General features: G+C 61.7%; 28 protein-coding genes. 16 read left to right on the top strand and 12 right to left on the bottom strand.

The features are described from left to right. Positions 1 to 69: 69 nt before the first annotated feature. The gene (locus B9A15_RS09995) at positions 70 to 1,038 is read left to right on the top strand and encodes a calcium/sodium antiporter (RefSeq protein WP_084409913.1); all 969 of its coding nucleotides are present in this window, start codon (positions 70 to 72) and stop codon (positions 1,036 to 1,038) included. Between the two features lie 63 nt (positions 1,039 to 1,101). Here the strand turns inward: B9A15_RS09995 and B9A15_RS09990 are convergent, their stop codons facing one another. The 3 genes from B9A15_RS09990 to B9A15_RS09980 form a co-directional block, all read right to left on the bottom strand. Further along, complete coding sequence (locus B9A15_RS09990; protein ID WP_210190494.1) at positions 1,102 to 1,632, bottom strand: AAA family ATPase; 531 nt, start codon at positions 1,630 to 1,632, stop codon at positions 1,102 to 1,104. Further along, on the bottom strand, positions 1,622 to 2,482 hold the full coding sequence (locus B9A15_RS09985; protein ID WP_084409911.1) for an urea carboxylase-associated family protein: 861 nt from the start codon (positions 2,480 to 2,482) through the stop codon (positions 1,622 to 1,624). The genes B9A15_RS09990 and B9A15_RS09985 overlap by 11 nt, the downstream gene beginning before the upstream one ends. Before the next feature lie 104 nt (positions 2,483 to 2,586). Next, complete coding sequence (locus B9A15_RS09980; RefSeq protein ID WP_084409910.1) at positions 2,587 to 2,841, bottom strand: hypothetical protein; 255 nt, start codon at positions 2,839 to 2,841, stop codon at positions 2,587 to 2,589. A gap of 255 nt (positions 2,842 to 3,096) precedes the next feature. On the opposite strand from B9A15_RS09980, the gene hemF reads away from it, so the two are divergent. Beyond that, positions 3,097 to 4,005, top strand: a complete 909-nt coding sequence (gene hemF, locus B9A15_RS09975; protein ID WP_084409909.1) for an oxygen-dependent coproporphyrinogen oxidase — start codon at positions 3,097 to 3,099, stop codon at positions 4,003 to 4,005. Between the two features lie 90 nt (positions 4,006 to 4,095). Beyond that, complete coding sequence (locus B9A15_RS09970; RefSeq protein WP_084409908.1) at positions 4,096 to 4,341, top strand: DUF1059 domain-containing protein; 246 nt, start codon at positions 4,096 to 4,098, stop codon at positions 4,339 to 4,341. A 104-nt stretch (positions 4,342 to 4,445) separates the two neighbouring features. Here the strand turns inward: B9A15_RS09970 and B9A15_RS09965 are convergent, their stop codons facing one another. Further along, the gene (locus B9A15_RS09965; RefSeq protein WP_084409907.1) at positions 4,446 to 4,814 is read right to left on the bottom strand and encodes a YbaN family protein; all 369 of its coding nucleotides are present in this window, start codon (positions 4,812 to 4,814) and stop codon (positions 4,446 to 4,448) included. Between the two features lie 320 nt (positions 4,815 to 5,134). On the opposite strand from B9A15_RS09965, the gene B9A15_RS09960 reads away from it, so the two are divergent. From B9A15_RS09960 to B9A15_RS09935, 6 genes are all read left to right on the top strand, one after another. Further along, positions 5,135 to 5,746, top strand: coding sequence for an LOG family protein (locus B9A15_RS09960; protein ID WP_084409980.1), 612 nt, complete (start codon positions 5,135 to 5,137; stop codon positions 5,744 to 5,746). Between the two features lie 163 nt (positions 5,747 to 5,909). Beyond that, positions 5,910 to 7,460, top strand: a complete 1,551-nt coding sequence (locus B9A15_RS09955; RefSeq protein ID WP_084409906.1) for a bifunctional GNAT family N-acetyltransferase/carbon-nitrogen hydrolase family protein — start codon at positions 5,910 to 5,912, stop codon at positions 7,458 to 7,460. Between the two features lie 158 nt (positions 7,461 to 7,618). Further along, a complete protein-coding gene (locus B9A15_RS09950) occupies positions 7,619 to 7,840 on the top strand; it encodes a DUF3072 domain-containing protein (RefSeq protein WP_084409979.1) in 222 nt (73 codons plus the stop codon). Between the two features lie 113 nt (positions 7,841 to 7,953). Continuing rightward, complete coding sequence (locus B9A15_RS09945) at positions 7,954 to 9,255, top strand: MFS transporter (RefSeq protein ID WP_084409905.1); 1,302 nt, start codon at positions 7,954 to 7,956, stop codon at positions 9,253 to 9,255. Further along, the gene (locus tag B9A15_RS09940; RefSeq protein WP_084409904.1) at positions 9,252 to 9,917 is read left to right on the top strand and encodes a class I SAM-dependent methyltransferase; all 666 of its coding nucleotides are present in this window, start codon (positions 9,252 to 9,254) and stop codon (positions 9,915 to 9,917) included. The genes B9A15_RS09945 and B9A15_RS09940 overlap by 4 nt, the downstream gene beginning before the upstream one ends. Positions 9,918 to 9,998: 81 nt before the next feature. Further along, positions 9,999 to 10,397 (top strand): DUF1761 domain-containing protein, encoded by a 399-nt coding sequence (locus tag B9A15_RS09935; protein ID WP_084409903.1) that lies wholly within the window; start codon positions 9,999 to 10,001, stop codon positions 10,395 to 10,397. A 339-nt stretch (positions 10,398 to 10,736) separates the two neighbouring features. Here the strand turns inward: B9A15_RS09935 and B9A15_RS09930 are convergent, their stop codons facing one another. Together B9A15_RS09930 and B9A15_RS09925 are read right to left on the bottom strand one after the other, a co-directional pair. After that, positions 10,737 to 13,055, bottom strand: a complete 2,319-nt coding sequence (locus B9A15_RS09930) for an FdhF/YdeP family oxidoreductase (RefSeq protein WP_084409902.1) — start codon at positions 13,053 to 13,055, stop codon at positions 10,737 to 10,739. Between the two features lie 149 nt (positions 13,056 to 13,204). Next, complete coding sequence (locus tag B9A15_RS09925; protein WP_084409901.1) at positions 13,205 to 13,738, bottom strand: L,D-transpeptidase family protein; 534 nt, start codon at positions 13,736 to 13,738, stop codon at positions 13,205 to 13,207. Between the two features lie 135 nt (positions 13,739 to 13,873). On the opposite strand from B9A15_RS09925, the gene B9A15_RS09920 reads away from it, so the two are divergent. Further along, positions 13,874 to 14,557 (top strand): response regulator transcription factor, encoded by a 684-nt coding sequence (locus B9A15_RS09920; RefSeq protein ID WP_084409900.1) that lies wholly within the window; start codon positions 13,874 to 13,876, stop codon positions 14,555 to 14,557. 45 nt (positions 14,558 to 14,602) lie between these two features. Then, positions 14,603 to 15,055 (top strand): cyclic nucleotide-binding domain-containing protein, encoded by a 453-nt coding sequence (locus B9A15_RS09915; protein ID WP_084409899.1) that lies wholly within the window; start codon positions 14,603 to 14,605, stop codon positions 15,053 to 15,055. Here B9A15_RS09915 and B9A15_RS09910 read toward each other — a convergent pair. Beyond that, a complete protein-coding gene (locus tag B9A15_RS09910) occupies positions 15,048 to 16,313 on the bottom strand; it encodes an Hsp70 family protein (protein WP_084409898.1) in 1,266 nt (421 codons plus the stop codon). The two genes, B9A15_RS09915 and B9A15_RS09910, sit on opposite strands and share 8 nt — an antisense overlap. A gap of 212 nt (positions 16,314 to 16,525) precedes the next feature. Here B9A15_RS09910 and fae point away from each other — a divergent pair, with 212 nt between their 5' ends. Continuing rightward, positions 16,526 to 17,065 (top strand): formaldehyde-activating enzyme, encoded by a 540-nt coding sequence (gene fae / locus B9A15_RS09905; RefSeq protein ID WP_084409978.1) that lies wholly within the window; start codon positions 16,526 to 16,528, stop codon positions 17,063 to 17,065. A gap of 300 nt (positions 17,066 to 17,365) precedes the next feature. On the opposite strand, the gene dksA is transcribed toward fae, so the two are convergent. After that, entirely contained in the window at positions 17,366 to 17,782 is a 417-nt protein-coding gene (dksA, locus tag B9A15_RS09900) for an RNA polymerase-binding protein DksA (RefSeq protein WP_084409897.1), read from the bottom strand. 304 nt (positions 17,783 to 18,086) lie between these two features. Here dksA and B9A15_RS09895 point away from each other — a divergent pair, with 304 nt between their 5' ends. From B9A15_RS09895 to B9A15_RS09880, 4 genes are all read left to right on the top strand, one after another. Continuing rightward, positions 18,087 to 18,605 (top strand): SixA phosphatase family protein, encoded by a 519-nt coding sequence (locus B9A15_RS09895; protein ID WP_170923236.1) that lies wholly within the window; start codon positions 18,087 to 18,089, stop codon positions 18,603 to 18,605. 332 nt (positions 18,606 to 18,937) lie between these two features. After that, entirely contained in the window at positions 18,938 to 20,395 is a 1,458-nt protein-coding gene (locus tag B9A15_RS09890; protein WP_084409895.1) for a YcjX family GTP-binding protein, read from the top strand. Then, the gene (locus B9A15_RS09885; RefSeq protein ID WP_084409894.1) at positions 20,392 to 21,483 is read left to right on the top strand and encodes a YcjF family protein; all 1,092 of its coding nucleotides are present in this window, start codon (positions 20,392 to 20,394) and stop codon (positions 21,481 to 21,483) included. The genes B9A15_RS09890 and B9A15_RS09885 overlap by 4 nt, the downstream gene beginning before the upstream one ends. A 101-nt stretch (positions 21,484 to 21,584) precedes the next feature. Next, positions 21,585 to 22,118, top strand: a complete 534-nt coding sequence (locus tag B9A15_RS09880) for a hypothetical protein (protein ID WP_420537457.1) — start codon at positions 21,585 to 21,587, stop codon at positions 22,116 to 22,118. A 156-nt stretch (positions 22,119 to 22,274) separates the two neighbouring features. Here B9A15_RS09880 and B9A15_RS09875 read toward each other — a convergent pair whose 3' ends face one another. The 4 genes from B9A15_RS09875 to B9A15_RS09860 are packed head-to-tail and all read right to left on the bottom strand — an operon-like array spanning position 22,275 to position 26,018. Further along, complete coding sequence (locus B9A15_RS09875) at positions 22,275 to 23,498, bottom strand: BatD family protein (RefSeq protein ID WP_084409893.1); 1,224 nt, start codon at positions 23,496 to 23,498, stop codon at positions 22,275 to 22,277. Next, complete coding sequence (locus B9A15_RS09870; RefSeq protein ID WP_084409892.1) at positions 23,492 to 24,133, bottom strand: hypothetical protein; 642 nt, start codon at positions 24,131 to 24,133, stop codon at positions 23,492 to 23,494. The genes B9A15_RS09875 and B9A15_RS09870 overlap by 7 nt, the downstream gene beginning before the upstream one ends. Then, positions 24,130 to 25,068, bottom strand: coding sequence for a vWA domain-containing protein (locus B9A15_RS09865; protein WP_244556882.1), 939 nt, complete (start codon positions 25,066 to 25,068; stop codon positions 24,130 to 24,132). Before B9A15_RS09865 ends, B9A15_RS09870 begins: the two co-directional genes overlap by 4 nt. Further along, a complete protein-coding gene (locus B9A15_RS09860) occupies positions 25,065 to 26,018 on the bottom strand; it encodes a VWA domain-containing protein (protein ID WP_084409890.1) in 954 nt (317 codons plus the stop codon). The genes B9A15_RS09865 and B9A15_RS09860 overlap by 4 nt, the downstream gene beginning before the upstream one ends.

Below are 26,018 nucleotides of genomic sequence, written 5' to 3'. Positions count from 1 at the left end.
GACAATTTCAATCGGGCACACCATCTCGACTGAAACCGATCCCGCCTCTTGTCAGGAGACCCGATCTTAATGCTCGTCGACAGCGCTTACGTCATTGCCGGCCTCGTTCTACTTTTCTTTGGCGGCGAGGCGCTGGTGCGCGGTAGCGTCGCAATCGCCGAACGGATGGGCATTTCGAAGCTGATCGTCGGCTTGGTCATCGTTGGGTTCGGAACGAGCGCGCCGGAATTGCTCGTCTCTCTCCAAGCGGCACTGGACGGCGCGCCGGACATCTCCATCGGCAATGTCGTCGGCTCGAACATCGCCAATGTTCTCCTGGTCATCGGCCTCGCAGCGGCGATCGCTCCGGTCGCGAATACGGACCGCTCGCTTCGCCGCGACCTTGTCGTTGTGGTCGCCAGCGCGGCTTTTGCCTGCGCGCTCTTCCTGACCGGGGAGATCGGTCGCTTGTCAGGGCTAGCGCTGGTCGCGGGCCTCACTGCCTATCTCGGCTACTCGGTCTTTGCGGAGCGTCGGCGGCGCAAGCTCGCGCAAGGCACGTTGGACGAGGCGGACGTGGTTCCAGGCGCTGAGGCCGGCGGCCTCACCGAGAAGCCTTTGATTGCGGGCCTTGCCGTTCTGGGCGGCATTGCCGCGCTCGTCTTTGGCGCAAGACTGTTGGTGACCGGCGCGACCGGCATCGCCCGCGATTTCGGCGTCTCCGAAGCGGTCATCGGCCTCACCATCGTCGCCATCGGGACATCGCTTCCCGAACTTGCCACCGCCCTTGTCGCCGCTGTGAAGCGCGAGGCTGAAGTTGTTCTGGCGAATGTGGTCGGCTCGGGGATCTTCAACGTGCTTTGCATCCTCGGCATTACAGCCTTGATCGCTCCAATCCCGGTGGCCGAACGCTTCGCTTATATGGATGGGCCGATCATGCTGGCAATCTCGGCGCTTGCCGCCCTCTTCCTCTGGTATCGTGATCGGATCGGCCGGCTGGTCGGCGCCAGCATGCTCGTCGTCTATGGCGCCTATATCGCGGTGCAGAACGCGCTGTAGGGCGCGATCGACCGAAGCCTCAATGCGCTTCGGCGAACATGCTCGAAAGAGACCCGGAGATCGTCAACGCAGGGCGGCCAAGAGAAAATCCGCCCGCTCCGCCACGCTAAATTTGGGCAAGACGACGGCTTCGTAGCCGAGAGCGGCATAGGCGGTGATGAGCCGATCATATTCGGCAACCGCCTCGCCCAGATCATGCCGTCGGGCATCATCGGTCTGATAGATCTCCGGCCAGGGCGGCGTCATGAAAACAAGACGATGATAGGGATCGAAGGGCGCGAGACGATCAGTGACATCGTCTCCGCCGGCAAAGGCGAGAGCGACCGCTGCGTCGACGAGACCGCGATCGAAGAAGACCCATCCCGTCTCCCCGGACATCCGCTCGCGGTCTTCGGCCGCAAGCCTCAAGGCTCGCTCGGCAAATTTTGCGAGATCGACCCAAGGCAGCGCCGCGCCGTTTCCCCGCTGCTCTTCGTCAACGATCCGGCGTCCCGGCTCGTCCACCGTCGGAAAGCCACGGTGCGAAAGTTCCTCCAAAAGCGTAGACTTTCCGCCACCGGAGCAGCCGGAAAGAACGACATGTTTAGAGGCCATGCCCGCGACCATAGGCGCTTTTTTCCGATGTGCGCCATCCCACGGGCTGTTCGGCCGGCCGGTAGATTTCGATCAGAAGCGGATGGCAGGCCGCCACATCGCTCGAATGTTCCTGGCCGCAATCACCGCCGGGACAGGCGGAAAGGGCGCCAACAAGGTCGATTTCGGCGAAGAATTCCAGGAAATCGCCCGGTCGGACGGGGCTCGCCTTCATGAAATACTGCCCGGTGTCGCGGGTGAAGCCGGTGCACATGAAAACATTGAGAACGTCGTGGACGAGATGCTCGACCGCATCGGTCGGCTGTTTCAGATGAGCGGCGAGCGCCCGCGTCAGATTGGAATGGCAGCAGTGGTGATAGTCGTCCCCGGACAAAAGCTTGTGGGTATAGGGATCGCAGCGCGTCCCTATCACGTCATGGACCGATCCCCCGAAGGCGTCGAAGCCATACCAATCGAGCGTGTCCTCGGTGATCGTCGCCATGGGTCGAAAATGCGGAAAACTCGACCAGAGCCGGTCGCCCGTCGACAGATGGGTGCCGTGCAACGCGCGGGTCTTGCCGGAATAGAAGCGCTCAGTCGGATCGATGGCCGAGAAAAGATCGAGATCACCGACTTGCGGACCTTCGACACTGACGACCCGGAAGAAGGAACCGGCCGGCACTGAAAAGCAGCGTGCGTCGCGAGCAGGTACGAGAAGCTCCTCGACCTTCGTCCAACCCTCGCGCGCCTTACGATAGGCGGAAATATCCGGCTGGGCGAGGCCATCGACGGGATAGCAAATGACCGGAACGACGGATTTGCGCCGGACCCCGTCTTCGGGCGCGGCGTGTTCGCTCACCTCAGGCTTCACAGAAGTCCTCCTCGCTTGCAAAAATCACGCGAGCCCCCTGCCCGGCGGCTGACGTTTGCATCTCCGCTATCTTGATGGATGTCAGCGTCAGAGACGAGAACGGCTCAGTCAGCAGTTGGAAGACGCCGCATGGTGAATTCGACCGCATCGTCGTCGAGCATCCTCCAGCTCTCGACCTGCGTCCAATAGGCTTGTCTGGGATAGCGCTCGAACCACTCTCGCGCTTTATCGCGGGCCGCCTCGCGCGGCAGCCGGAAGGTCTCGCGCACGAAACTGTCCGTCGGCGCTTCGCATGCGCTCCGCACCCGGCCGAGTTGGCGGCGAAGGCCGTCGAGCGGAGGATGGTTCGGACGAGCCATGAGCAGGGTTCCGTTTGCTGCCGCACCTGATAGACGCGACTGGAGAATAGGGCCTGGCACGCTGGATTGCGAATCGGAAAACCGGACGGGCGCTGCGATGACGCCTCGAGCGCAATCGCCCAAGTTTCGATTGCCAGAGCGGGCGCCAAGTGCCATCCCCATGGTGAACAACCGGTTACGAAGGGGTGGGACCAGTCCCATATGGGACAGACCTTTCGACACCGATTGCCAAGATGACGGGGGATTGCGAGGCGCATGGAACGGCCGAACCTGCCCGAAGGGCTGCCGGACGACATCGAGACGAAGAAGGCGACGGCTCAAGCGTGGTTCGAAGCGCTGAGAGACCGAATCTGCGCCGTGTTCGAGGATCTGGAGGCCCAGCATGGTGCCTCGACCGGCCTTGAGCCAGGCCGCTTCGAACGCAAAGCTTGGTCACGCGAGGGCGATGGCGGCGGCGGCGTCATGTCGATGATGCATGGCCGTGTCTTCGAAAAGGTCGGCGTTCACACCTCGACCGTCTTCGGGGAGTTCTCCGAGGAATTCCGCAAACAAATTCCCGGCGCCGAATCCGATCCCCGCTTCTGGGCGTCCGGTATTTCGCTGATCGCGCACATGCGCAATCCCAATGTGCCGGCCGTTCATATGAATACGCGCATGGTGGTGACGACGCGCCAATGGTTCGGGGGCGGCGCCGATCTGACACCCACACTCGAAAAGCGCCGCACTCAGAGCGACCCGGATGCCCGCGCTTTTCATAAGGCGCTGCAATTCGTCTGCGACCGCCATTCCGCCGTTGCCGATTATCAGAAATACAAAGCCTGGTGCGACGAGTATTTCTTCCTGCCCCATCGCAACGAAATGCGCGGCATCGGCGGCATCTTTTATGATTGGCTCCATTCGCCCGACGAGGCCGGCGGCTGGAACGCCGATTTCGCCTTCACGCGCGACGTCGGCAAGGCCTTCATCGTGGTCTATCCGCATATCGTGAAGCAGAATGTCGATCTGCCTTTCACCGAAGCGGACCGCGACGAACAGCTCGTGCGTCGCGGACGATATGTGGAATACAACCTCCTTTACGATCGCGGAACGCTCTTCGGACTCAAGACAGGAGGCAATGTGGAATCGATCCTCTCCTCCATGCCGCCTCTGGTTAAGTGGCCGTGACATAAAAGTTATTCGACTTTGGTCGAACGCCATGCATCCTGTCCGCGTTATCGTTTCGATAAGAAAACGATGATCGGGAGGACTGAACTCATGTATGAACTCGACTGCACCGGTATCATTCCGGGTTGCAAGCGCGTGATTCAAGCGGATTCCGAGGCGGAAGTCTTTCGCCGGGCGGTCATGCAGGCACGCCAAAACGGCATTGAGCGTACGACGCCCTTGATGCGCGACCGATTGCGCGCCGCAGTGCGCGAGCGCGCCGACTTCCCTTCGAAGACGACACCGATGGTTGTTGCTAAACGTTCGACACGCTCGGGAGCGCCGCGCGTCGTCTGAGGGATCACCCTTGATCTGAACCCTATTCGAAGCGGGGTCGGGCATTCGTCCGGCCCCGCTCTCATTTTGTCGAGACAACGCCCTCGTTGCTTTGCCCGGTTGCGTTACCGAGCCGAACGGAGTGGCTCAGGCCGCGTCCACAAAAACAGTGCCACGGCGCAGAAGATCACGGCCTGCACGAGAAGGATCGTCGTGGAGAGCCGGGCGAGGATGCCGCCCACGAGCGTCACGGCCATGACGATGGAGGCAAGCCATTTCGCACGCCGGCTGAGCGCCCTCTCCTCGCGCCAATCCCTGATCGGCGGTCCAAAACGCGGATGATCGACCAGCCAGCGCTCCAGCCGCGGCGAGCCCTTCGAAAAAGCGAAGGCGCTAAGGATCAGAAAGGGCGTCGTCGGAACGAGCGGCAGAACGACTCCGGCAAGTCCGAGAAGAAGAGCGACATAACCGAGCGTTAGCCAGAGAATTCGCATGCGGGCCGATCCATTTCGCGGTTCCGAGAAGCGATTTTCATATCGTCAAACCCTGGCGCATGATGCCGCGACCTCCCCGCCTTTCCGAGCCGTCTGAGCGCATTGTCTCGGAAATGCATCCGCGATTTGCAGGAGCGCCGCAGCCATTCTGAACTCGGTCGAAGCGCCCAAAGATCAAGAGGATGTCAGAAGACGATCCTGAATGGAGCGCCTTTGGTTGGCGGCACGCCCAGAGGATCATCGGATGGGCCTGACCGCCTTGTTGCAGCGCATCAGCGACAGTCTTGATTTTGCTCATCCCGCATCCGACTGTCGGACCCATGAAAACGATTCGATCCATTTGCGTCTATTGCGGCTCGTCCTCCGGCCGCGATCCATCATATGTGGCCGAAGGTCGCGCGCTTGGCCGGGCGATCGCCGAAGCGGACTGGCGCCTAGTCTATGGCGGCGGCACCAAGGGAATCATGGGTGCCGTGGCGAACGGCGTCAAAGAGGCCGGCGGGGCCGTCACCGGGATCATCCCGCGCTTTCTCATCGATATGGAAGCGACGGAACGCGAGCTTAAAGGTCTCGACGAGTTGATCGTCACTGAGAACATGCATGAGCGAAAGCACCTGATGTTCGAGCGGTCCGATGGCTTCGTCGCGCTACCCGGCGGCATCGGGACGCTGGAAGAGCTTGTCGAGATCATGACCTGGTCCCAGCTCGGGCGACATGAGAAGCCGATCGTCATCGCCAACCTCAACGGATTCTGGGAGCCTTTCTCGCGGTTGGTCGAGCATATGGCCGAGGAAGGCTTCCTGCATCGGGCAAGTCAGGTGCGACCGCTGGTGATCGACGAAACCGACGGCATCGTCGAGGCCCTGGCAAACCAGTTCCAGACACTCTCCTCTGCCGGGTCTGGACGGGAAGAGATCATCGAGAGGCTATGAAGACGCTTCTCGCCGGCATCGGTGGTCCGATCGAGGTAGCGAAAGGCGGAGCGAGCGCGCCTTGCGTATAGAGGTCAGCCACCTAAATCCCACTATCCCGCTTGCACCAGGGCTCGCCCGCATCGGGAAAAGAGACGCAGGATGAAGGACCAAAACGACCCGCATGGCTGACGAACACGCGCCCCCGAAGATCGAAGTCCGCGTCGCGGATAAGAAAGATGTCGACGCGATCATCGCGCTCTCCTCCAAGGTGTTTCGCGACGAAGCGCCCTATACGCGCGGTATGATCCTCGGTCAGTTGTCGGCCTTCCCCGAAGGCCAGTTCGTCGTCGCCTATGAGGGCGAGATCGTCGGCTATGCCGCGACGATGATGCTGAAGGAGCGCAAGGCGCTGGCCCAGCATAGCTGGGCCGAGGTCACCGGTGGCGGCTATGCGGCCATGCACGACCGCAAGGGTGACTGGCTTTATGGGATGGAGGTCTGCGTCGATCCCGACAAGCGGCGCCTCAGGATCGGCAAACGCCTTTACGACGCTCGCCGCCGTCTTGCCCAAGACCTTCACCTGAAAGGCATTGCCTTCGGCGGGCGCATGCCTGGCTGGAAGCGTAATGCGAAGAAGTTCGACTCGCCCGAAGACTATCTGGAGGCGGTCAAGCGTAGCGAGATCCGCGATCCCGTCGCGAGCTTCCATCTGAAGGCTGGTTTCGAGCCGCTGCGCCTCCTCAAGAACTACTATCCAGCGGACACGGCCTCGGGCGGCTACGGCATTCTGATGGTCTGGCGCAATCCCTATTACGATCCCCAGCGCGAGGAGCAGCCGGTCAACCGAGGCAATCCCGACGTGGTGCGAATCGCGACCGTTCAAATGCAGGCGCGAACCATCGAAAAGCCGGACGACTTCTATAAGGCCGTCGAATATTTCGTCGAAGTCTCATCGGAATATGACGCCGATTTCGTCGTCTTCCCGGAGCTCTTCACGCTGATGCTTCTCTCCTGCGAGCCGGAAGAGCTGAAGCCCGACGCCGCGATCCGGCGCCTGACGGAACACACGCCCGAATTCGTCGAACGGCTGACCCAGATGGCGATCCGGCGCAACATCAACATCATCGGCGGCAGCCACGCCACAGAGACCGATGACGGCGACATTCAGAATGTCGGCTATGCCTTCCTGCGCGACGGCTCGGTTCATGCGCGCGAAAAGATCCATCCGACGCCCAACGAGCGAACCTATTGGCAAATCCAGGGCGGCGATCCGATCGACGTGATCGAGACCGACTGCGGACCGATCGGCATCATGATCTGCTATGATTCCGAATTCCCCGAGATCGGCCGCCGGCTCTGCGACCAGGGTGCGCGGATTCTTTTCGTGCCCTTCAACACCGATACGCGCCACGGCTATCTCCGAGTGCGCTATTGCTGTCAGGCGCGGGCGATCGAGAACCAGTGCTATGTCGTCACATCGGGCATGACGGGCAATCTCGGCAATGTGGACAATCTCGACATCGAATACGCCCAATCCGGTATCTTCACCCCTTGCGACTTCCCCTTCGCCCGCGACGGCATCGCTGCGGAGGCTTCCGAGAATGTGGAGATGGTGACGGTCGCCGACCTCAATCTCGCGACGCTCGCCTGGGCGCGTTATGAGGGCTCTGTTCGTAACTTCCGCGACCGCCGGCTCGATCTGTATCGCACGACTTGGTCGGATGGCGGCTGAGAGGCCTTTCTGCTGAGCGGTGAAAGGGCTCGGCGACGACCTTGATGATTGAAAGGACGAGGCGCTTCGATCGAGGCGCCCGTCCTTTCGAACCACGGTCGGGAACGATTGCTCTCTCAGAACATTTGATGAACAAAGCCAATTTCGGAGTTCATCTCATGTCCGATGCGACACCCAAGGTCGACGCCCCGTCTAACGCGGAAAAAGACCCCGACACCTGGACGACGGGCGGTGAGCCTATGACCGGTGCTCAGGCGTCCTATCTCAAGACGCTTTGCGAAGAGACCGGACACGAATTCAATCCCGATCTCGATAAGGCGGAGGCGAGCAAGCTGATCGATCAGCTGCAAGGTGAGAGTGATCGGGTCAAACAGGCCTGAGCACCCCGCCGCGGCGGGAATGGGCAAAGCGCCCATTCTCGCCAAATTGTCGCAGTTGAAGCTGTTTAGAATTATTCCAGACTCCTGCCTCTCGATGAGATGTGGGAGTCTTCATGTCGGTGGTGGATCAAATTGGCGATGTTTTCTTCGGCGACGAGGAAAACCGAGTCTGTCGCGATATCCCCGATGAAGCTTGCCGCGAGCAGCCGAAGAATGCCGGGCTGCATCTCATCAGCCTGACGGCGACGAAAACCGCCGACGGCTTACTCGACCCCAAACTCGTTCTGCCCTTTCTCCTGCAATCGGTCGGCGCACCCAGCGCCGCGATCGGCTTTCTCGTCCCGGTTCGCGAGGCTTTGGCACTCCTTCCGCAGATCCTCGTGGCCCACCGAGTTCGTGCCATGGCCCGGCGCAAATGGGTCTGGAGTTTTGGAACCGCGATCGAAGCGCTGGCGATCGTCGTCATGATCGCAGCGCTTCTGACGCTGACAGGTGCAAGCGCCGGCTGGGCCGTCGTCGCGCTGCTTGCGATCTTCGCCCTCGGCCGATCGCTTGCATCGGTCTCTTATAAGGACGTCTTGGGGAAGACAGTTTCCAAGACCCGCCGAGGGGCCGTCAGCGGTGCTGCCGGCTCTTTTGCCGCAGCAATCGTTCTCGCCTATGGCATCGCGCTCGCATTCGGCCTGCTTCCTGTCGAGACGCCCGTTCTCCTTTTCGGGCTCGGTGTCGCGGCCGCTCTCTTTGCCCTGGCCGCCTTCACTTTTTCCGGCCTCGTCGAAGAGGCCGGGGCGAATGACGGTGCGCGAAACGGATGGAAAGCGATGGTCGAGGACGGGCGGACGACCTTCGCGGATCAGGAATTCCGTCTTTTCGTCGCGAGCCGAGCTTTGTTGACGGCAACGGCGCTCGCCCCGCCTTATCTCCTCCTCTCAGCGGGAGAAGACGGCGAACGGGCGTTGGGTACGCTCGGCTCCTTCGTCGTCGCCTCGGCGCTTGCCGCGATCCTTGGCTCTTATGTCTGGGGCACCCTGTCCGACCGGTCGAGCCGCAAGGTGTTGATCCTGTCAGCCCTTGCTGGATTTCTCGTTCTGGCCATCGCCGCGCTTCTTGCAAGCCTGCCGTCGACCGCCTCTTGGTGGCCGATCGCAGCACCCTTTGCTTTCTTCGTCCTTATGCTGTCCTATCAGGGCGTGCGTCAGGGCCGAAAAATTCATCTGACCGACATGGCGCGAGCGGAGGATCGCGCGATCTATACGGCCGTCTCCAATACGACGATCGGCGTCGTCCTCGTGGCCATGGGCACCTTCGGCTTCCTCGCCGATGTCTTCGGGCCTGCCTTGGTTCTCGGCATCTTCTCGCTATTCTGCCTCGCTGCCGGCGGCATCGCCGCACGCCTCACCGAGGTTCAGGAATGAGATGGACAGATGCGGCCCGTGCGGCCTTCATTCTGGATAACACGGCGCCCGAGCCCGTTGCCTTCGTCGAGGAGGTGCGCCTTCATCTCGCATCGGATGTCCACGCGCTTTGGCACAAGACGCAGGATGATCTCGACGCGCTTGATCTCGCCCCGCCCTTCTGGGCCTTTCCCTGGGGCGGCGGCCAAGGCCTGGCGCGCTTCATCCTCGATCGAGCGGACATCGTGGCGGGGCGAATTGTGACCGATTTCGCCTCGGCCTCCGGCCTCGTCGCGATTGCGGCCGCGATGGCGGGTGCTTCCCATGTCACAGCAGCCGACATCGATCCTTGGGCGCGCAGCGCGTCCAAGCTGAATGCGGATCTCAATGCGGTTCGCATTGCCTTCGAAGGGGACGATATCGTCGGCCGGACGCTCGAAACCGACATCCTCCTGGCCGGCGACGTCTTTTATGACCGGAATATGGCGGACCGCCTTGCGCCTTGGTTCGATCGACTCACCGCAGAAGGGATAGAAATCCTGATCGGTGATCCATTCCGCTCCTATTTGCCCCGTGAGTCCGTTCGCCAGATCACCAGCTACAATGTGCCGGTTTCCAAAGAGATCGAGGGCATAACCCTTCGCGAATGCGGCGTCTTCCAGTGGAAAGCGCCCACAACCTGAAGATGCTCGGCCTCTCCCAATATTGACCTCTTCCGCAGTGCAACGCATTGTCCGCCACTGGGGATCACAGGGGCATATTCAATGGGGATTGGATCGGTCGATCTGTTCGCCGTCGCGTTGGCGACGGTGGCTTCGATGGTGGTCGGAACGATCTGGTACGTTGCGCTCGGTCATTTCTGGCGCAGGGCGGCTCGGCTCGGTTCGGAAATGAGCGAGCCGCATTTCGGCATCTTCGTCATGACCTTGGTCTGCGAATTCGTGATGGCCATCGTATTCGCCTCGATCCTCCAACATGGCGAAATTGTCGCGCTTCTCGAAGCCCTATGGGTCGCGGTTCTGCTCTGGACCGGATTCGTCGCAACGACCCTCATCGTCAATACCCGTTTTCAAGGCTTTGGCTGGGACCTTCCCCTGATCGATGGCGGTCACTGGTTGATGGTTCTCCTCGCCCAAGCCTGCGTCTTCAGTGTCTTTTTATGATCTCGCCTCGAAGGAATTGCGGATGATGGAGAAGGGCTGATGCGAGGGTACCAACCTTTGCGAACCGATAGTCCACACTTCATGACACGATGCTCGAACGCAGACGACGACTTGATAGTAGTGCCGAGCCCCTCGACGCTTCATCATTCTCGGCCACCGTGCCGAGAATCCAGAGACGCCGACGAAAAAGCGGCCTCATTGGTGCACTGGGTGCTCGGGCCGGAGCCCGAGCACGACGCGTTCGATGAAAGTCAGCGCCAAACCTTTGAGTGCCAAGCGCTCGTTATATCCCGCTTGATAAACCTGTCTTATAATGTGGCGATCGCCGAGAGCTAACCACTAAGAGGCCGCCGCCCGCTTAATCACCTTGATCGGAACGGACTTGGCCGCCGGCACATGCGCCCTTCGCGAATGGTGCCAAAGCGGAATCAGTTCGTTGAGTTCGGGATAATAGCCCGCACAATCGCCCTTCGGGACGGACCAGGCGTGGACCCGGTAGTCCTCGACTCTTCGCGTTACACCATCATCGGCATAGGTTTCGAGATCGACGCGGTCCTGATCGCTGAGGCCGAGCCGCTTCATGTCTTCTTCGTTCATGAGGATGACCATGCGCGTGCCCTTTACGCCGCGAAGCCGGTCATCATAGCCATAGATTGTCGTGTTGAACTGGTCGTTCGACCTGACGGTTAGGAGTTTCAAGACGTCCGACGGTCTCGTGTCGATGTCGGGATCAACGTCGAAGCCCTCTGGAACGAGGAAGTTCGCTTTGCCCGTCTCGGTCCGCCATTCGCGCTTCGACGCCCCGATATCCCGGTGAAAGCCTCCGGGCGTCCCCATCCGCTGATTGTAGTCCTTGAAATCCGCCGGATAGGCGCGCTCGATCGCATCGCGAACCTTCGAATAGTCGCCCACCCATTCGTCCCAAGGAACCGTCGATTTGCCTGGCACCGTCGCCTTGGCGAGCTCGGCGACGATCCGAGGCTCGGAGAGAAGCTCCTTCGAGGCTGGCTCGGTCGTTCCGAAGGAAGCATGAATGCAGGCGGTTGAATCTTCGACGGAGACGGTCTGCTCAACCCCGTTTTCCAGATGCCGTTCAAGTCGGCCGAGACAGGGCAGGATGTAAGTCTTTTCTGCCGTCAGCAGATGGTTGCGGTTGAGCTTAGTCGAAATCTGGACGTTCAGGCGCATCTTCCGCCACGCCTCTTCGACGCGCCGCGTATCCGGCACCGCGCGGGAGAAATTGCCGCCGAGGCAGACGAAGCCCTTCACCTCGCCTTTAAGCAAGCCTTCGCAGGCCTCGACCGTATCGAGCCCTTTCTCCTTTGGAACCGTGAAGCCGTAGAACTCCTCGAACTTCTCGACCGGGATCAGCTCGGGTTTTTCGGTGATGCCAACCGTTCGCTGGCCCTGGACATTGGAATGACCTCGGATCGGCGAGATGCCGGCCCCCTCCTTTCCCATCATGCCGCGCATGAGGAGAAGGTTGCACAGCATATGGACGTTCTCGATCCCATGCCGATGCTGGGTAAGGCCCATTCCATAATTGCCGATCACCCGGCTCGCCTGGGAGTAGACCCGGCCGACATGTTCGAGATCGGTTCTGGCAAGCCCCGAGCAGCGCTCGATCTCGCCCCAATCGGCATCGCGGACGAAGCGCTCGAAGGCTTCGAAGCCATGGCCGTGCTGTTCGATAAACTCGACGTCGAGAACACGTTTTCCGCCCTTGGCTTTGGCCTCGTCGTCCAGCGCGAAGACGGCTTTGGCGATCCCGGTCATGGCCGCGATGTCGCCGCCACCCTTCAGCTGGTAGTAGTCGCTCGACATCTTCGTGCCCTCACCGGGCGAGAGCATCTCGACCGGGCTTTGCGGGCTCTTGAACCGCATCAGCCCCCGCTCTTGAAGCGGGTTGAAGGTGATGACCGGCGCGCCGCGCTGGCGGGCCTTTTGCACCCAATGCAGCAGGCGGGGCGCATTGGTGCCGGTGTTGTGGCCGAAGAAGAACATCATGTCGCAGGTGTCGAAATCGGCGAGCGTCACGGTTCCGACCGGCGAACCGATCGACTCCGGCAGGCCAACCGAGGTCGATTCGTGGCACATGTTCGAGGAATCGGGGAGATTGTTCGAACCGTAGATGCGCGTGAAGAGCTGCCACATATGGGAGGCTTCGAGCGAGGCGCGGCCCGAGACGTAGAAGACAACCGACCTCGGATCGAGGCCGTTCAATTCCTCCGCGATCTCCGCAAAGGCGTCGGACCATTTGATCGGCACATATTGATCGAGCGTGCCATCGTATTTCATGGGCGTCGTCAGCCGCCCCTGCTTCTCAAGGTCATGGTCGCTCCATTCAAGAAGTTCGCTGACCCGGTGTTTGGCGAAGAAGTCCCGATCGCACCGCTTGGGCGTGATCTCCCACATCGTCGCCTTGGCGCCGTTCTCGCAATATTCGAAGGGCTTAGGGTCGGCAGGCTTGGCCCAGGAACAGGAGACGCACTGATAGCCATCGGGTTTGTTCTGGTGCTGCATCGTCGCCCAGACGGTCGAGGCCAAGAGACCTTCCTGGGCCGACTTCTCGACGAGCGATTTCACCGAGCCCCATCCGCCGGTCGGCTCGTCATAGGGCTCGATCTTCGGGCGATCGGTGTTCTCGCTGCGGTCCATGACATCTCCCTTCGCAGATCGGCAAAGCGAGCGATGGATGGCAAACTGCAGGGCCGCTCGGCCGATCGCTGTCAGTGCGATTTCGTTTGAAACCGTTCTAAGGGCGGAAGAGTTGCATGATGTCTCGATCGAACATGAGTCCCAAGACATCACCGCTTGATCGTCAGACGGGCTTTTCGACGAAGAAACGGCCCGAGCCGCAGCATGTCCTTGGGCGAGACGGCGACGCAGCCGGCCGTTGGCGGATAGCCCGGCTTGGCGATGTGGAGGAAGATTGCGCTGCCGCGATTGCGTGCGCGAGAGGTTACATTCCAATCGAGGATGACGACGAAGTCATAGAGACGATCGTCGCGCATCATGGTTTCCGCGCTGGCTTCGAAGGGAAAGCGGACGGGCCGGTTATAAGCGGGATGAGACGAGGAGTCGCACCAGCCATCGCCCGAGCGGGTCTGGCGGATCGGCAGCAGCGCGCGCGGACGCACCATCCGGTCTCTTCGATGCCTCGCAGATAGAAGTGGCAAACTTGCGACCGGCGATGCACCATCGCCTTCCCGCTTGAAGATCGTCGTCCCCGTTCGTCCCAGGGCGCAGGGCAGACGCAAGGGTCCCGCAACGATGATTCCACGCCGTTTATCGAGCGCCGAACGCCGAACGACGATCTCGAGAGAGGATTTTTTCTGCATCTTCGACCCATTCCCGCCTAAAGGTCCGATTGTCGGCGCAAAACTCGCGCCTATGTTTGTCAAGAGAAAGAGATCATAGGCCCGGCCACGCGGTCGACGGACGCATAGGGCCCGCCGACAGACGACGAAAGACGCATGAACCAGCGGACCATTCTTATTGTCGACGACGACGACGATCTGAGGCAAACCCTCGCCGAGCAACTCGATCTCCATGAGGAGTTCAACGTGTTGCAGGAAGGGTCGGCATCCAGCGGCATCCAGGCCGCCCGCGCCGGCCTCATCGACCTTTTGGTGATCGATATCGGCCTTCCGGACATGGACGGGCGCGAAGCCGTCAAGGTCTTGCGCAAGAGCGGCTTCAAGGCGCCGATCGTGATCCTCACCGGCAACGACGCCGATGCCGACACGATTCTCGGTCTCGAGGCCGGGGCCAACGATTATGTGACGAAACCCTTCCGCTTTGCGGTTCTGCTGGCGCGCATCCGCGCCCAGCTTCGCCAGCATGAGCAGAGCGAGGATGCCACCTTCCGCGTGGGCCCCTATACGTTCAAGCCAAGCCAGAAGCTTCTGATCGACGAAAAGGGCGGGAAGATTAGGCTGACCGAGAAGGAAACGGCGATCATACGTTTCCTCTATCGTGCGGATCGACAGGTTATCACCCGGGATATTCTGCTGGAGGAGGTTTGGGGCTACAATTCTGGCGTGACGACCCATACGCTGGAGACCCATGTCTATCGCCTGCGCCAGAAGATCGAACCCGATCCCTCGAATGCACGACTGCTCGTCACAGAAGGCGGCGGCTACAAGCTCGTACCTTAAGCGTATCGAACCTTTTGAGAGCGGACAGACCGAAAAGGCGAAGCGATGAGCCTCGCCGATGATATTGCCCTATTAAGTTCGGTTCCGCTTTTCGACGATCTCGATGACGACGCGCTTCGGCTGATCGCCTTTGGCGCCGAGCATCGACATTTTCGACCTGGCGAGACGATCTTTCGAGAGTCGGCCGTCGCCGATGCCGGCTTCGTTGTTGCAGCGGGGACGGTCGTTCTGGCGCGCGGCTATGACGATCCACCGAAAATTGTTGGCGCCTATGGTCCCGGCACACTGATCGGCGAGATGGCCCTGATCACCGATACTCGCAGGCCCGCGACGGCGCGAGCAGAGACCGAGGTCGACCTCCTTCGAATCGGGCGTCCGCTCTTCCGGCGCCTGCTTGAAGAATATCCGCGCTTCACAGCCGGGCTCGAAGCCCGACTGCGCGATCGTTTCCTGCAAATGACTCGGCAGATCGCGCAGATGGAGGGGCGTTTCAGCTGAAGCGCCGCGCCGCGTCGATGGCAAGACCGAGGCCGACGGCGCCGAAACGATCCGCCTGAACCACGGCGGCATGCGGAAAGCGCGCTGTCGCGGCGCCCAAGACGGCCGGAACCTGGGCACCGCCGCCCGTCAGGATTAGGGTCTCGACCGCCTCTTTGTCGATCGAGGCGAGCCGGAGACAATCGTCGATCGCCCCGACGATCCGCGTGACGAGCTCGCTATTGGCTGTGTTGAATGCATCCCGCGTCACAGGCTGCTCGAAGCGAAGCCCCGGCTCGATCAGCGCGACCTTCGCGAGGCTCTCGTCGGTGAGCGCGATCTTCGCCTGCTCGACCGCACCCATCAGCCGATGGCCGGAGCGCGCATCGAGAAGATGGGCGTAACGTTCGAGCTTGGCCGGTTCCTCCGCCTCCTTGCGCAAAGCGTCCACATCGCGGCGGATCTTCGGCGAATAGAGCAGATTGATCCGATGCCAGGTCGCCATGTCATTGAAATACCAGACCGGCAATTGGCGCTTACGATCCACAGTCCAGGAGCCGAGCCCGAACTCCGGCATGACTTCGGCGATCGACAGAACACGGTCGAAATCCGTTCCGCCCACATGGACGCCCGAGGTTGCCAGAATGTCCGAGCCTCGCTTGCCGGTCTCGCCCGCCGCTTCTGGCGACAGGCGCACGAGGGTGAAGTCCGACGTACCGCCGCCGATATCGACGACGAGCGCCAATTCTTCTTTGGTAACATGGGCTTCATGGGTGAGCGCGGCGGCCACCGGCTCATATTGAAACTCGATATGGTGGAAGCCTTGCGCCTTGGCCGCAGCCCGCAGTTGGTCCTCGGCCGCGCGGTCGGCAGCATCATTGTCGTCGACGAAACGGACTGGCCGGCCGAGCACGACCGCCTCGGGCATTGATTCCGATCCCAGATGCCGGGCCAATCTTTGCCGCATCTCGCTCAAGAAGCGCCCGATCAGCGCTTCGAAGCTCCAGCGTTCGCGGCCAATCTGGGTCGTCTCCTCCATCAGTTTGGAGCCGAGCACCTGTTTCAAGGCCCGCATGAATCGGCCTTCGGCGCCGTCGCGATATTCGAAGACGGCGGCGCGCCCGAAATAGGTCTCGCCATCCTCGAAGGAGAAGAACAGAGCCGAAGGAATGGTGAGATGATCGCCCTCCATCGGCACGAGGGCGGGCGCAGTCCCGCGTGCACTTAAGGCGAGGGTCGAATTGGTCGTGCCGAAATCGAGACCGGCGAAACGGGTCATGGCGGCTGGCTTTCCCTGGGACGTTCGATGAGGAGGGCGCCTCTTAGACGATCGTCCGGCGCGGGCAAAGCCCAGTGCGTTCCAGTTTTTTTCAAGCCGCTTCGTTTCAACCCTCTCCCCGCCGTTTCGCTTCTGTGGCATGGGCCGGCAACAAGGGCTTCTTCGATGGACCCTTCTCACCATTGCGCGAGCCAGAGGAGTTGGAGCCCGCCATGACTGAAATCATATTCCGCACGGGGGAAGCGACGGTTCTCGCCGCCGAGGGCCAGGCGACGGACGCCATGCCCGAAATCGTCATCGGCTCGGTGAAGGGTCCAGTGGGCCACGCCTTTGCCGGCATGCTCGGCCAGACGGTCGGTCACACCCGCATGTTCGTCGTTCGCGATCTCAACCAAATGGTCCGCCCCGCGACCATGATGACCACAAAAGCCACCATCCACACGGGCGAATATGTCGAACTTCTCGGCGGCGTCGTTCAGGCGGCAACGGGCGATGCGATCCTCGACAGCGTCATCGAAGGGGTGATCCCGAAGGACATTGTCGACGACATCTGCATGATCGTGACGATATGGCTCGATCCGCGCTGCGCCGAAGACGAGAATCTCGACAAGGCCGATCTCTATCGCACCAATTACGAGGCAACGAAGCTCGCCATCTCCCGCGCGATGAAGGGCGAACCGACAATCGACCAGCTCATTGCGAACCGGAAGAGCGTCAAACATTACGCGCTGGAAGACGTGATCGACTATTAAGCGATTGGAAGAGCGAAAGGGGCGGCATCTTCATATGCCGCTTCTCCTCGGCGTGGAGCGAGGATCGAAAGCGTCTGACTCAAGGAGCGGCTGATAAAGGCGCGAGAAATTCCCGTGCCGATCCGTTCAAATCGCGTCATGGCCGAGGCCGCCCTTAAGGGCGCTTTGGATCAATGGACGTCACGAACGCTTTCCGTTCGCAGACGCATGTCGGCTCCAAAAGTTGGTCGCAAAGCGCGATTGAGTCTTTGCTATGATCTGCCTCGCGCGAAGGCCGCGCGGGGCTCTTCTTTTTCAGCCTTATTCGTCCCGGTAGATCTTTTCGCGGCGCTCATGGCGCTCCTGGGCTTCGAGCGAAAGCGTCGCGATCGGCCGGGCGTCGAGACGCTTCAAGCTGATCGGCTCGCCCGTTTCCTCGCAATAGCCATAGGTGCCGTCCTCGATCCGCTGAAGGGCGGAATCGATCTTGGAGACGAGCTTGCGCTGGCGATCACGGGCCCTCAACTCGATCGAGCGATCAGTCTCGGACGATGCCCGGTCGGCGGCATCGGCGAGATTGGAGCTCTCATTGGCGAGTGCTTCAAGAGTTTCGCGGGATTCACGGAGAATATCGGTTTTCCAAGCGAGGAGCTTGCGCCGAAAATACTCCTTCTGACGATCATTCATGAATGGACCGTCATCCGACAAGGCAGTTGCAGTATCGAGAAGCTCACTCATCTCGGTATCTCCTATGTCGAGTGCCGCGGCTTATATCCGCGCTCCTTGTCTCAGACAAGCACAATGATGCCGCATTCGAATAAATTGCTTTCTTCCTAACCCGTTGAAGTGCCGAGATTTTCGACTCAGCGCCCCACTTTGTGGCTATCCGGCGTGCATGGCTGCGCAAGCCTTGAGCAAGTTCGGCACGGAAATTGCCTGGACTTCAACGCGAATCGTCCCGCCCTTTGGGCGTTCGCCGCAGCGTAAACCGAACCGCCTTTCCGATTGCTCAATCGGCCGCTTCGGCCTATTGGCTTTGTCCATGGATGTCGCGCCCTACCGCCTCTTCGTCTTGCGTCACGCTCATTCCTCCTGGGCGCTTCCCGGCCAGCGTGACCATCATCGCCCGCTCGACGAGCGCGGAAAGGACGATGCGGAGCAGTTGGGGCGAGTCCTGGCAAGCGAGTGCCTTTCGCTGGATATCGCCTTCTCATCCACGGCAACGCGGGCCCGCTCGACCCTCGACCTCGTTGCGCCCGGGTTCCAATCCATCGGTAAGACTGAATGGCTCGACGAACTCTACGCCCAAGGGTCTGATGCCTATCTTTCCGCCATCAAATCCGCCCCGGAAGCGCATACGGTCCTCATTGTAGGCCACAATCCGATGATCGAGGAATTCACCATGAGCGCGGTGCGCGAGGATCAAGAGGCGATCGATCGGCTAAGGGCCGGCATGCCGACCTGCGCCTTTGCCGAGATCACCTGCGACAATGGACCGGCTGACATCGAAGCAGGCAAAGGCCGTTTGATGCGGCTCTTGCTGCCGCGCGAAATGGCTTAATCTCACCGCGCAGCATCGTGCGCCGGGCGCGGGTCGCAAAACCTGGGCTTGCTGTCAATCATCGAGCGTCCCTGCTCTCCCCAGCGTGCAGCATTCCGCCCAGAGCGCTCCTCTAAAACCTTAACGTCCTTCTATAAGCATCTGGAATAAAACGCTCTTTTCGGGCCACAACGCTCATGCAAGCATTGCTTCTGACCGAGATGACGGTCCGATATCGCAAGAGGCCGTCCGGAGACCTATATCGTTTTTTGGCCCTTTGAGCTGACGCTTTCGATAAAGAGCGGGTCTCGGGGCCAGCCTGACATTGTTCGGAAGAAGGATCCGCGCCTTTCATGACCTCCTTTGCCGACGAGGCCCGCATCGCGCTCGACAACCTCGTCGACCGGACTGGAGACATCTTTCATCCGACCCTGCGTTTGGGCGTCACGGGGCTGTCGCGGGCGGGAAAGACCGTCTTCATCTCCGCCCTCGTCCACAATCTTCTGCATGGTGGCCGGCTGCCGCTGTTCCATGCCCAGGCGGATGGGCGGATCGCCCGAACCTATCTGGAAGAGCAACCGGACGACGCCGTGCCGCGCTTCCAATATGAGGACCACATCGCCAAGCTGGTGGAGGAACGCGAATGGCCGTCCTCGACCCGCGCGATTTCCGAATTGCGGCTCACGATCGATTTTCAATCAGCTTCCGGCTGGTCGCGCATGTTCTCGCGCGGCCGCCTCTCCATCGACATCGTCGACTATCCCGGCGAGTGGCTCCTCGACCTTCCCTTGATCGACAAGGATTTTTCGACCTTCTCGCGGGAAGCGATCGAGCGAGCGAAGCTGCCAGGCCGTAGCGGCATTGCGGAGGCGTTTCTGCGGGAACTCGCGAGTGTCGACCCGGCGGCCAAGATGGACGAGCCGACCGCTCAACGGCTCTCCAAGAGCTTCGCGAGCTATCTGAGGGCCGCCCGGTCGGACAATACCGCGCTGTCGACCCTGCCACCGGGGCGGTTTCTCATGCCTGGCGATCTCGAGGGCTCGCCCGCCCTTACCTTCGCGCCGCTCATGCTGGATGACAGCGCGACCTATTCGAGGGATTCGCTCGCGGCTGTGCTCGGCAAGCGTTACGAGGCTTACAAGAGCGTCGTCGTCAAACCCTTCTTCCGCGACCATTTCGCCCGGCTCGACCGGCAAATCCTCCTCGTCGACGCTCTTCAGGCGATCAATGCAGGGCCGGAGGCCGTCCGCGATCTGGAGATCGCTCTCTCGGACATTCTGCGCTGCTTCCGGCCAGGACGCGCGAGCTGGCTCGGCTCGCTTTTGACACGGCGGATCGACCGTATTCTCGTGGCCGCCACGAAAGCCGATCATCTCCACCGTGACAGCCACCGAAAGCTTCAGGCGATCGTCCATCGCCTTCTCGACGGCGCGATCCGCCGCGCCGATTTCTCCGGTGCTCGGACCGAGGTTCTGGCAATGGCCGCCATAAGGGCGACGCGTGAGGCGCGCATCGACGATGGGGGCGAAGAGCTGCCCGTCATTGTCGGCGTTCCGCAATCCGGGGAGACCATTGCCGGTGAAACATTCGACGGTCGAAGCGAGACGGCGGTTTTCCCCGGCGATCTACCGAGCGACCCGACCTCCCTCTTCACCGATGCGGATGGCAAGGCGGAGCATGCCGATCCGATCCGCTTCGTGCGGTTCCGCCCGCCGAAGCTCGAGCGAAACGAGGACGGGCTTACCCTTTCCCTACCCCATATCCGGCTCGACCGAGCCCTTGAATTCCTGATCGGAGACCGCCTCGCATGAGCGACCGCGATCCCCCTTTCCGCCGCCCGCAATCCTTTCGTGTCCCCGGCGCCGAGGATGGCGAAGAGCGCGCAAAGACAAGCGAGCGCGAAGCCCCTTCGCAGCGGGCACCGCGCGCCATTGCGGATATCGCGGAATTGCGCTTCGAACCTGCCGAGGCGATCGACGAAGACGTGTTGGCCGAAACCGAATTGCCCGCCCGTCCCAGGAAACGGGGCTTTTCCTTCGGCAAGCTCGCTTTGGGGGCCCTTGGCGCCCTCGTCTCGCTGGGGATCGGCCTGTGGATCGATTCCCTCGTCCGCGATCTCTTTGCCCGCAACGACTGGCTCGGCTGGGCGGCTCTCGGGGCGGCGATCGTCCTTATGCTTGCCGTCCTTGGCATCGTGCTTCGCGAGATTCTCGGCCTGATGCGCCTGTCGGCGGTTGAGCGCGAACGTCAGGAAGTGTCGGCTGCCTATGCGTCGAACTCGCGCGCCGATGCGGAAGTTGCGATCGGCAAGCTCGGCACGCTTCTCGCTGATCGGCCGGACACGGTGGCCGGACGCGCAAAGATGAAGGCGCTGAAGGACGAGGTCATCGATGGCGCCGATCTCATCGCGCTGGCCGAACGCGATATTCTCGGCCCTCTCGATCGTCAGGCGCTCAGCCTCATTCTGGCGACATCGAAGCGCACGTCGGTGGTCACCGCCGTATCCCCCAGGGCGATCGTCGACGTCTCCTATGTGCTCTTCGAAAGCGTTAAGCTCATTCGGCGCATGTCGGAGCTCTACGGCGCGCGGCCCGGTGCCATCGGCATGGTCCGCCTCACCCGCGACGTCATCGGCCATCTTGCGGTCACGGGATCGATCGCGATTGGCGACGATCTGATCGGCCAGGTCATCGGTCACGGGCTTGCGGCAAAGCTCTCGGCACGGCTCGGTGAAGGCGTCGTCAACGGCCTCCTGACCGCCCGGATCGGCCTTGCCGCGATGGATCTGTGCCGTCCCTTCCCGTTTCTTCGCGCCGAGCGGCCGAAACTGCGCGGGATCCTCTCGGAACTCACCCGCTTTGCTTCGCGGCAACAGTCATCCCAGAATAGGACAGGGTGAACGCTTTCCAAATTGTGGCCGAGGCAAGGCTCCGTTAACCCTTATGAGCGATAGTTCTTCCTATCGCCCAACGCCTTGCCTGAAGCCGAAAGGTTCGCCCTATGTCGCGTCTGATGTCTCTCGGTCTTGCCGCCAGCCTTGCCGTCGGCTCCGTTGCCGCGACGCCCGCCTTCGCCGACCAGGACGAGAAATTCTTCCGCCAAGTGGTCGGCCAATGGTCGGGTCCGGGCGAGGTCGTTGCCGGCAAGTATAAAGGCACGAAATTCGTCTGTAATTTCGATGGTCTGGCCCATCCTAAAAGCACCGGCATGACCCTCGACGGCTCCTGCCGCGTCGGGCTCTTCGCCCAGCCGATGCGCGCCGAAGTGGTTCGCGCTGGTCGCGGCTATCGCGGTGCCTTCCAGGACGGCGCCGCCGGAAAAGGCCTCGACATCGTTTCCGGTGAGGTCAATGGCAACCGCATGGTCGTCGGCCTTGATCGCAAACAGCTGAAGGGCGCCATGGTCGCGCGCCTTGCCGACCACGACACCATGGCGATCACCGTGTCGGTGCGCGTGGCCTCGGAGCTCGTGCCCGTCATCGGCATGAACTTGAAGCGCTCCGCATCGGTCAAGGAATCGAAGCTCTCGCGCTGAGCCTTTCCCGATCTCGAACTGCCAGGATCGAAAACCCGGCGCCTCGATCGAGGTTCGCCGGGTTTTGGCCTTTGGAGCCTACCGAGGGTCGCGACGAGCGAGCCAGCGCGTAAGCCGCGTTATTCGTTTGAGCCTTTCCGGCAAGCTGCCGAACGATCAGGAGCGAAACCACAGACGACCGAAAAGCGCCCTGCGAATGCTCGTCAAATCCGCTGACCGCTGCGCGCCGCGTCCATAAAGGACGGCATCGAGCGGCGCGAGCCGGCGCTCGCATTCGGTGTCGCTCAGGTCGCTCTCGGCTTTCAAGATCCGCATGGCATGATGCCGGAAGCGAACAGGATCGCCGCGCCTTTCGGCAAGGCGCATCGCGATGAAGTCCCGGCTCGGCAGAGAACGGCGTATGCGGGTCGCGACCTCCCCCGCGGTCATCAGACGGCGACCCGGCAAGACAAGCGCGACCGGGAGGCCCAAACCGAAAGCGAGGGCTGCCCACATGCCCCAATGGACATTCCGATCTGTCTCGGCGTTCGGCTCGACGATGGCGGCATAGGCGATGCGCTGGGACGGGATCACGATCTCCCGCATCTGGCGATCGGAGGTGTCGAACCAGGGAATGTGGAACGCCGCCAGATTGCCTGGCTCGGCCCTTGACGGGCGCATCCGCCATTGCCACTGGACTGTTCCAATGGGGCCGTCACGGGTCAGCTCGGTGGATCTTTGCTCCGGCGCGATAAAGGAAATCAGCCACGGCGCTCGCATCTTTGGCGGCGGCGGCAGGGCGTCAGCCGTCTGGCCGATCGCCTGAATGGTCACGGTGCGCGTCACCGTCGCGCCGTTTTCCAGATTGGCCGGGTCCATATCCCAGTGATCGTCGAGCGTGATTTCCTTCGCGGGAAGCCACCAGCCGGCTGCAGTCTTGGGCTTCGGCTGGATATCCAGCGTGACGCTATTGGAAAGAACGTCGACGACCCGCCGCTCGCCGCCGGGCGCGACAAGTGTGAGATGATGCCGAAACGGCCCGATCGTTTGTTGGCCGGACTTCTGGGCATAGAGCGCGATCTTGCGCTCGACGCTCGGAATGTCCTGGCCCCGCACGCGCCGTTTGGACCAGATATCGCGGCCAAGCTGGATCCAGGTGAAGTTCCGCAGCCGGAAATCCTCGAAACTTTCCAATGCGATATAGGCATCATAGGTGCCGGTGAGCGTCACCAGGATCATCTCGCCGACATAAGGAGTCTCGCTACCAGCCTCGACGGTCACTTCGAGAGACAGATTATCGGATTGAGCCCGGGCCGGATGCGACGGAGCTGCAGCGATCAAGGCCAGGAAACCAAGCACGAGAAGCCTTGCGAGAGAACGGCGAGGTTGCAAGGCTACCATGCCGTATCCTCCGGCGGGTTGGCGAGCCCGAGATCCTGACGTCGTTCATATTCAGCCTTGATGCGCCGCTTCAGATAAAGAGCGGGCTCGTCGGCCAGCGTTTCCAGCCAGCCCGTCGTGGCAGCCGTTGCCCGCTCGACGCGCGTATCGAGAACGCCCTGCTGCTCGGCAAGCGTCAGGCCGTTGAGAATGTCCCGGCTCGAGGCCACGGCGTCCGACTGAGGCGCTTCGACATTGGCCGCCACACCGTCGATCTCGTTGGACTGACCCACGATATCGGGCACGAACCGGGCCAGAAGCTCGCGATTGTAACGGGCGTCTCGGTCGGATGGATTGGCGAAGAGAACAGCGTCGAAATAAGCGACCGCGAGCTCGATATCGCCCGTGGCGGCCAGGGACAAGCCGCGATTATAGGTTGCCGTGCGGCCCGCTTCGGCAAAGGCTTCGTCGGCCTTGCGATACTCCCCGGCTTCAAGAAGCGCGACGCCTCTCTCATCCGGCTCAATCAGGAGCGAGGAAGCAAGGCTTGGCAGGCCGACGACGAGCGCGATCCGGCCAAAGGCCTCAGAACCGGCGGCAAGCCCTACCACGATCGCCAGCGCGGCACAGCCGATCAGCAAGGGGGCTCGTCTCATGTCGCCCTCCGAAACAAGGCCAGCGCGGGAAAAAGCGCCAGAACCAGAAGATAGCGCCCGTAGTCGCGGAAGAAGAGGGCCGCCGTCTCGCCCTTGGCAAGCGCACTTGCGGCCCGTTTTCCGATCGTATCAGCGAGCGGCGCCGGGTCGGCGGCATTCCCAAGCGAGCCGTCACCTAGCCGGGTTAAACGCTCCAACCCGTCCCTATCAGGCGCCGGCATATCGCCATGGCGTGCCGTCGGCTCGACGAGAAAGCCGTTCACCCGGATATTGGCGGCCGCCAATTGCGCGGCCGCATCGAAAGCCTGCGGAGTCAAATGGTCTCCGTCGGTCACAAGAACGACATCCCCGGAGAGAATTCCCGCCTCTGAAAAAAGCGTTGCGGCGAGATCCAGAGCCCGGTCACTGCGGCTGCCGGCATTGGGGACGATCTCGCCATCGAGGACCGCAAGCACCGGCGACAGAGCCAACGCATCCAAGGTGAAAGCGCTCGCCACATAGGCTTCGCCGGCATAGACGATCATCGCGACAGGTCTGCCCGCAGAGAGCTGCAGGATCATCTGGGCAGCTGCCTGCGCATCATCGAGACTTCCGCCTTCTGCGATCGAACGCGAGAGGTCGATCGCCAATACGATGCCATCGAGATTGCGAAAGGTGTCGGGGTCCGCGATGCGTCGCGCCGGGCCGGACAGAGCCAGGATGGCGATCGCGGCGACCGCGACAGGCCAGAAGATGCGCCGTGCCGCCCCGGGAACGACATGGCCGAACCGCTCCATCGCCGCCAGCAAGGCAGGGTCGAAAGCCTGTTCCCAGGCACCAAGTCCGCGCACGCGGCGAAGGGCGAGGTAGGAGAGAAGCGCCAGCGCTAGAAGGGCAAGAAGCCACCATGGGCGCAAGAGCATCGTCGTCGCAAATTGAGACGCCCCATCCATCATAAGGCCCTCCGGCTGACGATAAGACAGATAGACAATGCGAGGGCGAGCGTTGCAGGATAGGGCCAGTAGTCTCGGCGTATGGTCGCCGGCGGCGCATCGAAACCGCTCGCCTCCAGCCGGTCGATTTCGGCGGTCACTGCTTCGAGATCGGCCGTGTCGCGGACCCGGAAGCTTTGGCCTCCGCTCATATCCGCGACCGCGCGAAGCGTCGCCGTGTCGACCGCATTACGATCCTTGGGTCGCGTCTCGAGGTCGATCGGCCCGAGCGCGATGGTGTGCACTGTGATGCCGAGACGCTTGGCGAGACCCGCCGCGTCGCGCGGCTCGACCGTTCCGCTGGTGTCGGAGCCATCGGACAAAAGCACGACGACGCGCGAGCGAGCGTCCGACTTCGAAAGCCTTTTCACCGCAAGGCCGAGGCCACCGGCAATCGCGGTGGAGCGGCCGGAAATGCCGATCGTGGCCTCGTCGATCGCCCGCGCGACAGCCGCCACATCGAAGGTCAGCGGTGCCGCAACATAAGCGTCTTCGGCAAAGAGAACGAGACCGATCCGGTCCCCGGCCCGGCGTTTGACGAAGTCCTTGGCGACCGTTTTCACGGCCTGCAGCCGCGACACCGTCTTCCCGTCGAGCGAGAAATCCTCTTTCTCCATGCTTCCCGAAAGATCGACCGCCAAAACGAGATCACGGCCCGTGACCGGCAGGGCTTCGACCGCTTCGAGCTTTTGGGGACCAGCTATCGCCGTCACAAGCGATAGCCAGAGTAGAAGGGGCAGCGCCCGGCGCGCCCTCACCCGAACGCCGTCCGTCGCCGCCTTCGGCAGATGATCGGCAATCGTCGCAGGAACCTTGAGTGCGCCGGTCACCGCGCGGCTGCCCGGCAGAAGCCGCATGGCTATGAGGGGCAGTGGAAGGAGCAGAAAGACAAGCGGGCTCGCAAAACTCCACAT

The sequence above is a fragment of the Fulvimarina manganoxydans genome (assembly GCF_900176465.1).
Classification (GTDB): domain Bacteria; phylum Pseudomonadota; class Alphaproteobacteria; order Rhizobiales; family Rhizobiaceae; genus Fulvimarina; species Fulvimarina manganoxydans.
The sequence above is the reverse complement of the archived record's forward strand: the minus strand, read 5'-3'. Positions and strand labels throughout refer to the sequence as shown.